This window comes from Spirosoma aerolatum (assembly GCF_002056795.1).
GTDB lineage: Bacteria > Bacteroidota > Bacteroidia > Cytophagales > Spirosomataceae > Spirosoma > Spirosoma aerolatum.
The window spans coordinates 6,548,426-6,563,408 of sequence record NZ_CP020104.1 but is presented as its reverse complement, the minus strand read 5'-3'; the positions used below and the strand labels follow the sequence as shown (position 1 = coordinate 6,563,408).

Below are 14,983 nucleotides of genomic sequence, written 5' to 3'. Positions count from 1 at the left end.
AACCAATGATCACGCTGTAATTAAAGTAATTTCCCAGCCGCTTCGTCAACCCAAACCCGGCCATTGGGGTGCGTTTGCATAATACTGGCTGGTACTTCGTTGGTGATGGGCCCGGTTAGGGCTTCGCGCAGCTTTGACGCTTTCTTTTCGCCACTCACCAGCAAAATTACGTCGCGCGCTTCGGCCAGATGCCGTAGGCCAACGGTGATCCCCTGCGTTAAGGTCGTTTCTTTATCGAAATATTTCTGCCCAACGGTTATTGTGCTTTCGGCTAATTGCGATACGTGACACCCTAAGTTGAATGGGGTGCCGGGTTCATTGAGGGCAATATGACCGTTCATGCCCATACCAACGAGTAGTAAGTCTAATCCGCCATGCGCCCGGATCAGTGCGTCGATTTTAGCACATTCGGCTGAGAGGTCTGCTGATTTGGCATCGAACACATGAATCTGGTCGGGCCGTAGCTGTAGCGGATTGAACAAATCCCGGAATACGTAATACGAGCAGCTGCCGAAGTCATCCGGCCCGAAGCCAACCCATTCGTCCAGCCCCACAAACGTGCATTGGCTAACGTCAACTTTCCCGGCTTTTGCCAGGGCTACCAATCGGTGGTAGGTTTCAATAGGTGTATCGCCAGATGCCAGGCAAAGCAGAGCGTTGGGCTTTTTATTGATCAGCGCGGCAATGTACTCAGCCGTATGTTGCGAAAGGGTGTCGTGGTCAGGGAATTTTTGAATAGTCATGTTTACTTGGTTGTCGGCTTACGGCAGTCCGGCGTAAACCGAACGCTGCAGACCGAGGTGTTACTTTAATTCATTGGCACGTATATCGCGACTCCAGCGTTCGGTGCCTTTCTGATCGAAAATTTTTATGGTCAGTACGCGATCTTTGAGAGGCCCACTTACGCTCAGGAGGCCAAAATTACGTTCGGTAACGAGTGTGCCATCTACATACGTCGGCTGTTTTAACTCGTCGGCGCGGGGTTGGGCTACGGATGAGGTAAGTGGAGAAATCGTCAGGTCGTAAATCGGGTAAGTGCCCGGACGATCCAGTTTATGCAGAATCGAATGGTGTCGGTCGCCGGTGATGAACAGAACACCAGGTATTTTGGCATCGGCAATTGCCTTCAGGAGTCGTTCGCGTTCGGTGCCATAAATGCTGTAATTTTCAAACGCTTTGGTCGGGTTAATGATCTGACCCCCTGTTACGATAAACTTAAACGGAGCCTGGCTAAAGGTCATCGCATCCAGTAACCACTGAATCTGCTTATCACCAAAGTAGGCTTTCTCCGGGCCATCGGGCATCTCGTTTGGCGCGCGGAACGTTCGGTCATCGAGGAGGAAAAACTGACAGTCGTTCCAGAAAAAAGTGCCCGCACATCCTTCCGGGAAAATGAAATTTGGATTGGCCCAGAAGAGCTTGAACGCTTCGAGGGTAACAGGTTTGAGCCAATACGACCGGTCGGCATCGTTGGGGCCGTAATCGTGGTCGTCCCAGGTGGCGTAGTTGTGGGTGCTGGCTAATAAAGGCTGCATTTCGGGTAAAGAGCGCGTGTGGGTATAGCGTCTGAGAACCCCCGTACGGCTGTTCCAGTCGGTTTCGCGGGTGTAGGTGTTGTCGCCCGTCCAGAGCATAAAATCAGGTTTCTGAGCCGCTAGTGCAGTAAAAATCTCGTATCCCCCTCCGTAAGGTTTGCCGGGTCGGTCGGTATCAGGTTCGTTGACGTACGTGCAGCTTCCGACGCCGAAACGAAAAGTCGGTGGGTCGGTCCGCCACTGCCACAGGGATTGGGTTTGAAACTGGGTCGGGTAGGGCAGGCTCACCTTCTGGCCCCCGATTAACACGTCGTATTCGTACGTTTTTCCGGGTTCCACCTGATCGGCGAGCAGGTGGGCGGTAAAAGCCGCTTGCCGGGTTGTTTGTACTTCGTGGGTCAGGTAAACCGGGGCTGTCTTGCCCACTTCATGGTAGCGAATCTGAACTTTGGCGGGTTCTTTGGTCTGCGCCCAAAGCATCACTTCCCGCATGTCGGAATACCCCACCATAGGGCCCGACTGAAGCTTAGAAGCCGATCTGGACGGCTGATTTGTGCTGGACGCACGACTCTTTCCTTTGGTAACGGTAGGTTGCTGAGCAAAAGCCGAATACGTACCAAGCAGGATAAGTATGAACAGATACCTTTGAATTTTGTACATGGGGGAAAGATGGCGTAATTTTGCGATTCGTTTTAGAAGGTATGCAACTAAATAACCAGGTTTATCAGATTCAGGGTGTCGATGTAGTGGCCATAGCCGATGAGTTCGGTCTGCCATTGTACGTGTACGATGCCGACAAAATTATCGAAAAAATTGGCTTACTCCGGTCTGCTTTTGCCGGAGTTAACCTCAAGATAAAATACGCAGCCAAGGCATTGACAAACGTGTCGATTCTGAAACTGATGCGTCAGCAGGGTGTTGAAATGGATTCGGTGTCGGTCAATGAAGCGCGGATGGGTATGCTAGCCGGATTTGCTCCCAACCAGATCATGTTTACGCCCAGTGGGGTTTCGTTCGGCGAAATCCGCGAAGCCATTGAACTGGGTCTGCAATTGAATGTCGATAGCCTGCCTTTGCTCGAATGGGTTGGCCAAAACTACGGCAGTCAGGTTCCGGTAAGTATCCGTATCAATCCGCACATCAGCGAAGGGGGGAACATCAAGATTTCGACTGGCCATGCGGATTCCAAATTTGGTATTTCAATCCTGCAACGGGCCGAAATGCGGGCGTTGGTGGAAAAATACCGGATTTCGGTAACGGGGCTGCACATTCATACAGGGTCGGATTTCAAAAATGCCAATGCCTTTCTAAAAGGCGCTGATGTCCTGTTCGATCTGGCTTCCGACTATCCTGATCTGACATTTATTGATTTTGGCAGTGGCTTTAAGGTGGCCTATAAAGCAGGCGACCATGTTACGGATGTGGTTGAACTGGGGGATCAGGTATCGGCGGCATTCCAGCAATTCTGCCAGCACTATGGTCGTGAGTTAGAGCTTTGGTTCGAGCCGGGTAAGTTTCTGGTCAGCGAAAGTGGGCATCTGCTGGTACGTACCAATATCGTTAAAGAAAACCCAACCCGGACATTTGTGGCGGTCGATTCTGGCCTTAACCACCTGATTCGGCCCATGATGTACGATGCATACCACGACATCAAAAACATCTCGAATCCAACGGGCGAGCCGAAAATGTATACCGTTGTGGGGTACATTTGCGAAACGGATACCTTCGCTACCGACCGGGTTCTGCCTGAAGTACGTCCGGGTGATGTGCTGTCGTTCGAAAATGCAGGAGCCTATGGTTTCAGCATGTCTTCGAATTACAATGCCCGTTTTCGTCCAGCCGAAGTGCTGGTTTATGAGGGTAAACCCTACCTGATCCGTCAGCGTGAAACCTTCGAGGATCTGATGCGCGGGCAGGAAATTATTGAATTTGAATCAACTGTATATAGTCATTAAATCGTCATTCTGTTGTCAGTAGTTGTCTTCATATATTGCTTTCGCATCGAACAACAGCTGGCCATGAAATGACTATGGAATGACCACTTAATGACCACTAACAACAATGGGAAGAGCGTTTGAATACCGGAAGGCGCGCAAAATGAAGCGGTGGGGTCAAATGGCAAAGACCTTTACTCGCATCGGCAAAGATATCGTTATGGCCGTCAAAAGTGCCGGTCCTGATCCAGATACCAACGGACGGCTGCGGGCTATCATCCAAAATGCCAAAGCGGCTAATATGCCGAAAGAAAACGTCGAACGGGCTATCAAAAAAGCCTCATCGAAAGAGCAGGAGGACTATAAGGAGATTGTATACGAAGCCTACGCTCCGCATGGTATTGCGCTCGTTATCGAAACCGCAACGGATAACCACAACCGGACAGTAGCCAACGTTCGAAGTTATTTGAATAAGCTTGGTGGTAGTTTGGGTACACAGGGTATGCTCGATTTTATGTTTGAGCGTAAGTCGGTTTTCCGCATTCCAGCCGAAGGGATTGACCGGGAGGAACTGGAGTTTGAGTTGATTGATTTCGGCGGGGATGAGATCGAGTACGATGACGACACTGATCAACTGGTCATTTACGGTCAGTTCACCGCGTTTGGTAGTATTCAGAAATTCCTGGAAGAAAAAGGGTACGAAATCAAACAGGCTGAGTTCGAGCGAATTCCGAATGATTATAAAGAGCTAACAGACGAGGAAGCTGCCGACGTTGAAAAACTCATCGAACGTATTGAGGAAGACGACGATGTACAGATGGTGTATCACAACATGAAGTGAGAATAAATCCAAAAAACAGAAGGGTGGAAAAGGAAACCGTAGTTGGTCCTTTTCCACCCTTCTGTTTTTTGTGTTCTGCTTAGTTCATGGACACCCCTTCTCGAAGGATCTGTACCCAGCCCTTGAGCACTTGTGGGGGAGCATTCTTGTCCAATAGAGCGTACCGCACCGTTGCCTGATAGTAGTACAGACCCGTGGGCAGCTCCACCCCATCACTGCTGCGACCGTCCCAGCTCAGACTGGGGCCCACACTCTCATACACCTTGGCTCCCCACCGGTTGTAGACCACAAACACCACCTGCTCCACAAACCTCGGGCACTTCAGCGGCTGGAACACATCATTCTTGCCATCCCCATTGGGGGTGAACACATTCGGCAGCAAAAAGCTGGGACACGCATCCACACACACCTTGTTGGAAGGAGCACTCTCCAGTCCCCGCCGGCTCACCGCCGTCACGTAGTAACACCCCGCCACCGTCGTCAGGCTGCTGTGCTCAAACCGGGTGGTGGGCACCGACACCGCGCTGAGCTGGGTGAGCGAGTCGGTGGGGTAGCGGCCGTAGTAGATCCGGTAACCCACCAGGTTGGCATCACAACTGGGACTGCTGGTGGGCTGCCAGCTGAGCTTGTTGGTGAAGCTGCTCTGGTCACAGAGGGCCTCTGCGCTCAGGGCCCCACAGTCCAGAGCCTCCACGCTCAGGGCCGGTGGGCAGGGCTTGGTGGTGTCGGCGGGGGAGGCACAACTGATCTGGCTGTAGTTGAGTAACACCCCCAGGCGGGCCAGCTGAATGTCGGTGTACTGGCCCCTGGTCATCACCCGGTAGCAGTAGCTGCTGTCGGCCGACAGGCTGCGGCTGGTGTTGCCATCGGCCACAAAGCGGTCGGTGCCGTCGTCGGTGAAGGAGTAGGAGCCGGGGCTGGTGACGGGGACCTCGGCGATCTTGTTGAAGGGGCCGTTGGGTCCGGTCCGGGATCGGTAGACATCGTGGGTCTTGTTGTCGTTGGACCAGGGGACGCTGGCCTGCCAGCTCAGGGTGATCTGTCGGTTGACGGGGTTGGCCGTCAGTCGCACCGAGGAGGCCGGTTCGGTCAGATCGAGCCGGGTGAGCTGTCCGTTGAGGGTGTAGTAGAACTCCAGTCGGTAGCGGTAGGCGTTGGCATCGGTGTTGAGGGCGGAGGCTGATGTTCCCTTGTCGATGTAGACCGTATCGGGGGCTGAGGCCAGCAGGCTGGTGTTGATGGCTGCGATGGGGGTGAAGGCGGTGCCATTGAGGCCGGTGGCTCGCTGGAGCCGGTACTGGTAGGGTCCTGGCAGGTCACCGGGCGAGAGTCCCAGGGGTCTGGTCCATCGGACGGTGATCTGTCCGCGGTTGGCGTCGGTGGAGTCGACGGTGACCTGGGTGATGACCGGTGCCAGCAGGGGGAGTTCCATGCAGGCCAGGTTGGAGGCTTTGCTGACTCCCCCGTTGAATCCGCCGTTGATATCGGGGTAGAGGGCGACCATCAGGTAGCCGTAGGAGACGCCCCGTTTGAGGGTGGATGTATCGGTGAAGGTGGTGGCTGAGATGGGCAGTTCGGCGATCTTGGTGTAGCCTGCGGGCACACCTGTCAGGCAGGAGTTACTGGGTGGTGGCGTGCACCCTTCGGTGCGGTAGACGGCGAGTTTGGTGGGGTTACCGGCCTGGGATGGGGAGCAGGTGTAGGGATCCCAGTTGAGCTGGACGGCTCTGCCGTTGGGTCCGGTGACGGCTTTGGCGGTGAGGTTTTTGACCGCTGGTCCGACGAGCTGGATTCGGAAAGTCTGGAATGAGGTGAGAGTGGGGGTTCTGTTGGGTGGCACATCGGTGACCTTGAAGGTGACGTCGTAGGGGGCATCGCGGAGTTGGTTGCAGTTGGTCTGCCAGCGGAAGGTGGCGGTGGCCGGTTGAGCCTGGGCAACGCCACCGTTAATCAGTTGGGCATAAGCGGGTTGAATGAGTTCGCCCGGTGCCAGAGCCGCTCCATCCTGGCCGACGTTAAAGACTCCGCCGAAACCGGTGATAATGACCCGTTGTCCATCGGGATCGGTGGCTGTAACAGGTTGCTGGATGAGGGTACCGGCTTCTGCACACAGGTCAGGGATGGGAGCCAGCAGGGGGCGCTTGTTGGGCGAGTCAACGACGATGATCTGCATATCTCGGGTGATTTCGCCGATGAGTACGCCGTTTCGCCACTCTTCGATGATGAAGGCAAAGTTGAACTGGCCGGCTTCGCCAGGGGCGTCCCAGCACAGCTCCCCGGTGATGGGATTGATCGAAAAGGTCGGCGTCCCTCCACTTTCACTACCCAAACCGCTAAATCGCGTTGGGTCCTGATAGACTGGAATATTTCTTCCCACACAGCCATTATCGGTCAAGGAAGTTTGGGGCACGCTAAGTCGATAGGCGAGGCTATCCCCATCGGCATCGAAAGCGGCCGGGTTATGGCAAAACTTCTGGCCCACTCGTCCTGAATCCAGGGGTGGATTGAGCATGACGGGTGTGGAGTTAGTCAGCAGAGCGGCATTGATCAGAATCGTCGTCGAGACAAAAAAACGAATCTGGTCTGATGATGCGGGTGGTGGTAAGTTTTTAGTATCAGCGTTCCGGTTTGGTACGGTTATCCCGATGGTATAAACGCCTGGACCTGGATAGGTATGGATGGCTGTATACGAGTTGACGGACGAAGTACGGCCATTAATATACCTCCGGCTGGCTCGCTTGACATCCAGGGTTGTACCATCTCCAAAACAGAGGGTGTATGGTTCCGCCTGATCAGCCGCCTGCCGACCTTTTATTTCGTCATAATAGGCAGTAAAGGTAATGATATAAGTGAGTGAAGTTGCTGAAACGCGCTTGGTAGTAATTTCACCTGCCCGCACGTGTGTAGCCTGACTGATCGTAGGACATAATATGGCCCCTAGCAATATGCTCCAAAGTCCAAGACTGTAAACGAACCGCATAAACGTATCCTATTTTCCTCTACAACGATTTGAATTACCAAAAGTGTATTAGAAAATTGGTTCTATCCACTACTTGATTGATTTTAAATTAAAAAATCAGGAGGAAAGAAAGGAACCAATTGCGCATTCCCTTCTTCGCTTCTGATTTTTAACCTTCCTCCTCTATTTCATGGACACCCCTTCTCGAAGGATCTGTACCCAGCCCTTGAGCACTTGTGGGGGAGCATTCTTGTCCAATAGAGCGTACCGCACCGTTGCCTGATAGTAGTACAGACCCGTGGGCAGCTCCACCCCATCACTGCTGCGACCGTCCCAGCTCAGACTGGGGCCCACACTCTCATACACCTTGGCTCCCCACCGGTTGTAGACCACAAACACCACCTGCTCCACAAACCTCGGGCACTTCAGCGGCTGGAACACATCATTCTTGCCATCCCCATTGGGGGTGAACACATTCGGCAGCAAAAAGCTGGGACACGCATCCACACACACCTTGTTGGAAGGAGCACTCTCCAGTCCCCGCCGGCTCACCGCCGTCACGTAGTAACACCCCGCCACCGTCGTCAGGCTGCTGTGCTCAAACCGGGTGGTGGGCACCGACACCGCGCTGAGCTGGGTGAGCGAGTCGGTGGGGTAGCGGCCGTAGTAGATCCGGTAACCCACCAGGTTGGCATCACAACTGGGACTGCTGGTGGGCTGCCAGCTGAGCTTGTTGGTGAAGCTGCTCTGGTCACAGAGGGCCTCTGCGCTCAGGGCCCCACAGTCCAGAGCCTCCACGCTCAGGGCCGGTGGGCAGGGCTTGGTGGTGTCGGCGGGGGAGGCACAACTGATCTGGCTGTAGTTGAGTAACACCCCCAGGCGGGCCAGCTGAATGTCGGTGTACTGGCCCCTGGTCATCACCCGGTAGCAGTAGCTGCTGTCGGCCGACAGGCTGCGGCTGGTGTTGCCATCGGCCACAAAGCGGTCGGTGCCGTCGTCGGTGAAGGAGTAGGAGCCGGGGCTGGTGACGGGGACCTCGGCGATCTTGTTGAAGGGGCCGTTGGGTCCGGTCCGGGATCGGTAGACATCGTGGGTCTTGTTGTCGTTGGACCAGGGGACGCTGGCCTGCCAGCTCAGGGTGATCTGTCGGTTGACGGGGTTGGCCGTCAGTCGCACCGAGGAGGCCGGTTCGGTCAGATCGAGCCGGGTGAGCTGTCCGTTGAGGGTGTAGTAGAACTCCAGTCGGTAGCGGTAGGCGTTGGCATCGGTGTTGAGGGCGGAGGCTGATGTTCCCTTGTCGATGTAGACCGTATCGGGGGCTGAGGCCAGCAGGCTGGTGTTGATGGCTGCGATGGGGGTGAAGGCGGTGCCATTGAGGCCGGTGGCTCGCTGGAGCCGGTACTGGTAGGGTCCTGGCAGGTCACCGGGCGAGAGTCCCAGGGGTCTGGTCCATCGGACGGTGATCTGTCCGCGGTTGGCGTCGGTGGAGTCGACGGTGACCTGGGTGATGACCGGTGCCAGCAGGGGGAGTTCCATGCAGGCCAGGTTGGAGGCTTTGCTGACTCCCCCGTTGAATCCGCCGTTGATATCGGGGTAGAGGGCGACCATCAGGTAGCCGTAGGAGACGCCCCGTTTGAGGGTGGATGTATCGGTGAAGGTGGTGGCTGAGATGGGCAGTTCGGCGATCTTGGTGTAGCCTGCGGGCACACCTGTCAGGCAGGAGTTACTGGGTGGTGGCGTGCACCCTTCGGTGCGGTAGACGGCGAGTTTGGTGGGGTTACCGGCCTGGGATGGGGAGCAGGTGTAGGGATCCCAGTTGAGCTGGACGGCTCTGCCGTTGGGTCCGGTGACGGCTTTGGCGGTGAGGTTTTTGACCGCTGGTCCGACGAGCTGGATTCGGAAAGTCTGGAATGAGGTGAGAGTGGGGGTTCTGTTGGGTGGCACATCGGTGACCTTGAAGGTGACGTCGTAGGGGGCATCGCGGAGTTGGTTGCAGTTGGTCTGCCAGCGGAAGGTGGCGGTGGCTGGTTGAGCCAGCGGAATGTCTCCGTTAATCAGTTGGGCATAGGCAGGTTGAATGAGTTCGCCTGGCGCCAGCGGTTGTCGGTCAGGGCCAATATTGAATACACCGCCAAAGCCCGATATAATAACTTTTTGTCCATCGGGATCGGTGGCTGTAACAGGTTGCTGGATGAGGGTACCGGCTTCTGCACACAGGTCAGGGATGGGAGCCAGCAGGGGGCGCTTGTTGGGCGAGTCAACGATAAAAATTTGCATATCTCGGGTGATTTCGCCGATGAGTACGCCGTTTCGCCACTCTTCGATGATGAAGGCAAAGTTGAACTGGCCGGCTTCGCCAGGGGCGTCCCAGCACAGCTCCCCGGTGATGGGATTGATCGAAAAGGTGGGTGGGCCTCCACTTTCACTTGATGTACTAAATCTGGTTGGGTCTTGGTAACCTGTTATTGCCCTGCCTGTACAGCCATTATCGGTCAAGGAAGTTTGGGGCACGCTAAGTCGATAGGCGAGGCTATCCCCATCGGCATCGAAAGCGGCCGGGTTATGGCAAAACTTCTGGCCCACTCGTCCTGAATCCAGGGGTGGATTGAGCATGACGGGTGTGGAGTTGGTCAGCAGAGCGGCATTGATCAGAATCGTCGTCGAGACAAAAAAACGGATTGCGTCTGAAGGGGCTGGCAGGTTGTTGGTATTTCGGTTCCGAAGGGGTACGGTTATCCCAATAGTATACGTGCCTGGACCTGGATAGGTATGAACAATCGTGTAGGAGTCAATGGAAGATGTGCGCCCATTAATCAGTTGTCGTTGCCATCGTTTTATATCCGATGTGTTCCCATCGCCAAAACAGATTGTATAATTGTCGGCCTGATCGGAAGCTGGTTTACCATTGGCTTCATCAAAATAAGCTGTAAAAGTAATCAGGTAGGTAAGTGACGTTTGCGAAATGCGCTTAGTGGTAATCTCTCCCGCTCGCACGTGGGTAGCCTGACTGATCGTGGGGCATAGCATGGCCCCCAGCAATAGCCCCCAAAGCCCAATACTGTAAACGAATCGCATAGATGTAGATGTTTGCATTCCTCACCTACAACGTTGCAATCGACTAAAAGCGTATTCTTCTGATTCGATTGATTTTGAATGCTATATGCGCTCCAGTTTCTTCGCTCTTCAGATCGTACGAAACGCTGGAAAGGGCGCTGTGAGTAAGCTGTTAGACCTTATAAAAGCCCGGACGGTTAAAGAGCGTTTTCCAGAAGAAACGGAGAAAAATGCCGACATTTTTCGTATACGCCCACTGGCTACTCATTTCGGCCCAGGGCGTACGACGATCCCGGATATTGACAGCCATTTTCCAGATAAAGACAACCGGAATCATCAGGATATAGTGAAGAATAAGGACCAGATAAGCCCCAACGCCATACTGTTTACGAACCCAAAGCAACTGCGACACCTGGACCTGCGGTTTGAATCGGTTGATATGTGTGACCACATGCTGCTGATTGTCTTCACTACTACCATATTCGAGGTGAATGAACTTCTCATTGTGCAGCAAAAGCAACTTCCCCTGCTGGCCAAGCCGATACCCCCATTCGACATCTTCGCCGTACATAAAGAAGCTTTCATCTAATTTGCCAGCCCGTTCAATCACCGACTTTCGCGTCATCAGAAATGCGCCTGATAACCATTCGACCTGATCAGGATCGCTAAATTGTGGATCGGGCATGAGTCGGTAGAGAAATCGTTCAGATGCTACTCCACCCGGCAGGATGTAAAACGCCCGGCGCATCTGGCCGAAAGTGGTGTACAGATTTGGGCGAAACTGTCGGTTCGCCATAAGCTGCATGGCGCTCACCGCAGCTACGTCAGGGCGACTGTCAAGTACCTGAATGCAATGAGCCAGCACGTTGTCGATCAGAAGTGTATCTGAGTTAAGCAGCAGAATGTAGCGGCCGTTCGCTTCGTCAATACCCTTGTTGTTGGCCCGCGAAAAACCTGCGTTATAGCCTGTCTGGAACCAGCGTACATCAGGATAAGCCGACTGGATGATTGCCTGACTGTTATCGTTCGACTGGTTATCGACAATAAGGACTTCAAAACTGACCCCGTTTGTGAACTCATATACTGAGGCTAAACAGTTGAGAATGAGTTGGGGCGTTTTATAATTGACAATGATGATGCTTAAATCAGGCAAAGTGGTTTATGCGCTAGTTGGATCGTAAAGGTAAGAAGTTTACAGTATACTGTTTACGGTTAAAGGTATACGATTTACGGTGGCTAACGCATAAAAATCTAATGCGTCGGCCACCGTAAATCGTAAATAAACGTCTGTAACCAATTAATACAACACCCATGTATCTTTACCCCCACCGCCCTGCGAGGAGTTAACCACCAGCGAACCTTTTCGTAAAGCAACCCGCGTCAGGCCGCCCGGTATCACGTTGACATTGTCGCCGTACAGGATATAGGGGCGCAGGTCGACGTGACGGCCTTCGGCATGATCGCCCACCAGGCAGGGCACGCGTGAAAGCGAAATGGTTGGCTGGGCAATATAATTTCGGGGATTAGCCTTTATTTTCTGCCGAAACAACTCGTGATCTTCAGGAGAGGCTTTGGGACCTATCAGCATACCGTAGCCCCCTGCTTCATTGGCTTCTTTGACAACCAGTTGTTCGATATTGTCCAGCACATACTGACAGTCTTCTTCCTCCCGGCAAATGTAGGTTCGGACGTTTGGAATAATCGGCTCTTCGCCCAGGTAATACTGGATAATCCGGGGTACATAGGCATAAATTACCTTATCGTCGGCTACGCCTGTTCCTGGTGCATTGGCCAGTGCGACCCGGCCCCGTTTATATACCTCGAAAATACCCGGCACCCCAATCATCGATTCAGGATTGAAGGCCAGCGGATCGAGGAAGGTATCATCGATCCGTCGATAAATAACGTCGACAATCTGGAAGCCTTTAGTGGTGCGCATTTTTACATAGCCGCCCGATACGACCAGATCGCGGGCTTCGACCAACTCAACGCCCATTTGCTGAGCCAGATACGAGTGCTCGAAGTAGGCCGAGTTATAAATGCCGGGGGTCAGAACAACAACGGTTGGATTGGGCCGGTCGGCAATGTACTGCAACATCTGGAGCAGCCGGGTCGGGTAATCCGATACGGGCCGAACGCCCGTCTGGGTCAGTACTTCCGGGAAGGTTTGCTTGATAAGTTCCCGATTTTCAAGCATGTATGATACGCCGGATGGGCAGCGGAGGTTATCTTCCAGCACCATAAATTGCCCATCGTCACCCCGGATCAGGTCGGTACCCGTAATATGACACCAGATGCCTTTGGGGGGACGTACACCCAGACAACCCGGCAAAAACGACTTGCTGGACTCGATAAGGTCGCGCGGCACAACACCATCGTTCAGGATACGCTGTTCATTATACACGTCGTCCAGAAACATATTGATGGCCTTAATGCGCTGAATCAGACCGGCTTCGAGCCGATTCCATTCGGCTGATTCAATCACGCGCGGAATAATGTCGATGGGCATAATCCGTTCTGTACCTTCGCCCTGCGAATACACGTTGAAGGTAATACCCATACTCATTAGAGCGCGTTCGGCTGCAAGCTGTCGTCCTATAAAATCTTCGCGGGTCAATTGCTCAACGCGTTGCTGAAAAGGTACATACCCGGCTCGCACCTGCGTTTCGCTGGTGAACATCTCATCAAAAAAATTCTCGGTCTGGTAGTCTGAAAACGAGAAATTGACGCTGGTCTGCCCCTGCGACTGCGTCATTCCATTGAGTGTTTGGGACTGCGATTGGCGGGTATTTTGTTTTTTCATAGAACAATCTATTTATAATCAGGTAGACAGCCAAATAGTATATTGGCAGCTAAAGCATTATGCAAATAAAACGCTTTATACGTAAAAATTAATACGCAAATAGTCACTATTGATAAAGTTCATCGGCTGTTAATGTCCAGGATGTGGCTTCCATCACCTTTTAATCAACCTGAATTAGTGGCCCTGTAAAAAATAATCAAGCACTCCTTTGTGGTCAACTATTTGTAAGCCAATTATTTGTACCAAGGAATTGTATAGTTGCATACTAGCGCTAGGGTTGTGAGCATTAGATTTTTTTATCGGCTTTGCAACGATGAATATACGTTGCACGTACGACAGAATAGTACCGGCAAACGAATCGGGCTGCACCTTATTTTTCAATTTAAATTTTTTAACAAAACCTAATGACTTCCAAGATGAAAACATTGCTTGTATTCAGTTTTGTGGCTGCTTTGGCGGTGGGGATGAGTAGCTGCAACAAGACGTCTGTTGATCCCACCGATACGGACGCATCGGCCCGGACAACCGCAACGACCAGTTCGTCGGCAACGGGACCGCATAGCGTTACGGTGGTCAATGCAGCCAGCTTACCCACTGCCATTACGACCTACATTACGACAAATTATGCCGGAGCAACTATTAAAGAAGCACTAAAGGATTCGAGTGGCAATTATGCCGTAGCCATTGTACAAAATAATATGCTTAAACTGCTGGTATTCCAAGCAGATGGTACGTTCGTGAAAGAAGCTGACGCTCGCAAGCGGGGGCACCGTGACTCAACCCATCACATGCCTGGTGATTCACTGCACCATCCTAAAGGCGATTCGTTGCATCATCCAAAACCAATGGGGCCAATAGCGACTACAGTGGCAGTGTCGAGCCTACCAGCGGCTATTACAACCTACATCAATACTAACTATGCTGGAGCAACGATTGAAAAAGCTGCTCAGGATGCTAAATCCAGCGATTATATCGTAGCCATTCTGACATCAGACAAGAAACATGCATTGCTGTTGTTTGGCTCTGACGGAACGTTTAAGAAAGTCTTGCTAGGCAAACGATAGATAGAATTATAAGTAATGCTGAGGTGTCCTGAACGCTAAAATGGATATCTCGATTAACCACCCTTCTGGTTTTGAGGCTACAGCATTAGCCCAAATCGGAAGGGCGTTTTTTTAGGGCCTATCGCAACCCTCTGAAAATTTTAGTAACACGTTGAACCGATATATCATGATCGGTCTATAAGAACTTTCTAAGATCAGCTTAAGGTCATTCTAAGGGGAAAGGGGCTCCTTTGTCGAAAATCATACCTATATCAACGTTATGAAAAAGACCTCACAATCTATTAGACAGCTGCTTGTGATTTCGTCAATCATCGTTTCCATTGGTTCTATGCAGGGATGTAACACCAATTCCGATCAATCCCGTACAGAAGAAGCGGTAGAGCAAACCAGTGATTCCCTTGATGCTTCTATGCAGGATGGAGCCAGTCAGACGGAGGCTAAGTTTCTTCAGGAACGCGATGAAGTTGTCGCTGATTTGAAAGCTCAACGCGACAAACTGGATCAGGAAATTGATGAGTTACAAAACAAACTGGAGAATAAAAGCGACAAGGCCCAAAAGACGATGAAACAGCAAATAGACAAATTGAAAACCGAACGGGAAGATCTTGACCGGGATATCGATAAAGCACAGAATGCCACTCAGGAAGCCTGGCAGGATATTAAGGCGGGCTTTAAGCAGGCAGGACGCAAAATTGGGAACGCGTTTGACAGAGCTGAAGACCAGCTCGATGACGCTACTAGCAAGCAATAACCTGTTAGAACAGGCTTTTTACCCTAAATCACTGTTTTTGTC

General features: G+C 52.5%; 10 protein-coding genes. 4 read left to right on the top strand and 6 right to left on the bottom strand.

The window, feature by feature from the left end:
• Window positions 1–20 precede the first annotated feature (20 nt).
• Together B5M13_RS27330 and B5M13_RS27325 are read right to left on the bottom strand one after the other, a co-directional pair.
• Entirely contained in the window at window positions 21–743 is a 723-nt protein-coding gene (locus tag B5M13_RS27330) for a glucosamine-6-phosphate deaminase (RefSeq protein WP_080058693.1), read from the bottom strand.
• 60 nt (window positions 744–803) lie between these two features.
• Complete coding sequence (locus B5M13_RS27325) at window positions 804–2,195, bottom strand: alkaline phosphatase D family protein (RefSeq protein ID WP_080058692.1); 1,392 nt, start codon at window positions 2,193–2,195, stop codon at window positions 804–806.
• Window positions 2,196–2,236: 41 nt separating this feature from the next.
• On the opposite strand from B5M13_RS27325, the gene lysA reads away from it, so the two are divergent.
• Together lysA and B5M13_RS27315 are read left to right on the top strand one after the other, a co-directional pair.
• Complete coding sequence (gene lysA, locus B5M13_RS27320) at window positions 2,237–3,490, top strand: diaminopimelate decarboxylase (protein ID WP_080058691.1); 1,254 nt, start codon at window positions 2,237–2,239, stop codon at window positions 3,488–3,490.
• Between the two features lie 106 nt (window positions 3,491–3,596).
• On the top strand, window positions 3,597–4,310 hold the full coding sequence (locus tag B5M13_RS27315) for a YebC/PmpR family DNA-binding transcriptional regulator (RefSeq protein WP_080058690.1): 714 nt from the start codon (window positions 3,597–3,599) through the stop codon (window positions 4,308–4,310).
• Window positions 4,311–4,389: 79 nt separating this feature from the next.
• Here the strand turns inward: B5M13_RS27315 and B5M13_RS27310 are convergent, their stop codons facing one another.
• The 4 genes from B5M13_RS27310 to B5M13_RS27295 all read right to left on the bottom strand — a co-directional run bounded on the left by B5M13_RS27310 (window position 4,390) and on the right by B5M13_RS27295 (window position 13,126).
• Window positions 4,390–7,290, bottom strand: coding sequence for a T9SS type B sorting domain-containing protein (locus B5M13_RS27310; protein ID WP_080058689.1), 2,901 nt, complete (start codon window positions 7,288–7,290; stop codon window positions 4,390–4,392).
• Window positions 7,291–7,452: 162 nt separating this feature from the next.
• Window positions 7,453–10,344 (bottom strand): T9SS type B sorting domain-containing protein, encoded by a 2,892-nt coding sequence (locus B5M13_RS27305; RefSeq protein WP_080058688.1) that lies wholly within the window; start codon window positions 10,342–10,344, stop codon window positions 7,453–7,455.
• A gap of 151 nt (window positions 10,345–10,495) precedes the next feature.
• Complete coding sequence (locus B5M13_RS27300) at window positions 10,496–11,476, bottom strand: glycosyltransferase family 2 protein (RefSeq protein WP_080058687.1); 981 nt, start codon at window positions 11,474–11,476, stop codon at window positions 10,496–10,498.
• A gap of 144 nt (window positions 11,477–11,620) precedes the next feature.
• Window positions 11,621–13,126, bottom strand: a complete 1,506-nt coding sequence (locus tag B5M13_RS27295) for a circularly permuted type 2 ATP-grasp protein (RefSeq protein WP_080058686.1) — start codon at window positions 13,124–13,126, stop codon at window positions 11,621–11,623.
• Between the two features lie 416 nt (window positions 13,127–13,542).
• Here B5M13_RS27295 and B5M13_RS27290 point away from each other — a divergent pair, with 416 nt between their 5' ends.
• Together B5M13_RS27290 and B5M13_RS27285 are read left to right on the top strand one after the other, a co-directional pair.
• Window positions 13,543–14,190: a PepSY-like domain-containing protein gene (locus tag B5M13_RS27290; protein WP_080058685.1), complete on the top strand. Its 648-nt coding sequence runs from the start codon at window positions 13,543–13,545 to the stop codon at window positions 14,188–14,190.
• A 259-nt stretch (window positions 14,191–14,449) separates the two neighbouring features.
• A complete protein-coding gene (locus B5M13_RS27285; protein ID WP_080058684.1) occupies window positions 14,450–14,941 on the top strand; it encodes a sll1863 family stress response protein in 492 nt (163 codons plus the stop codon).
• The last annotated feature ends 42 nt before the right edge of the window (window positions 14,942–14,983 follow it).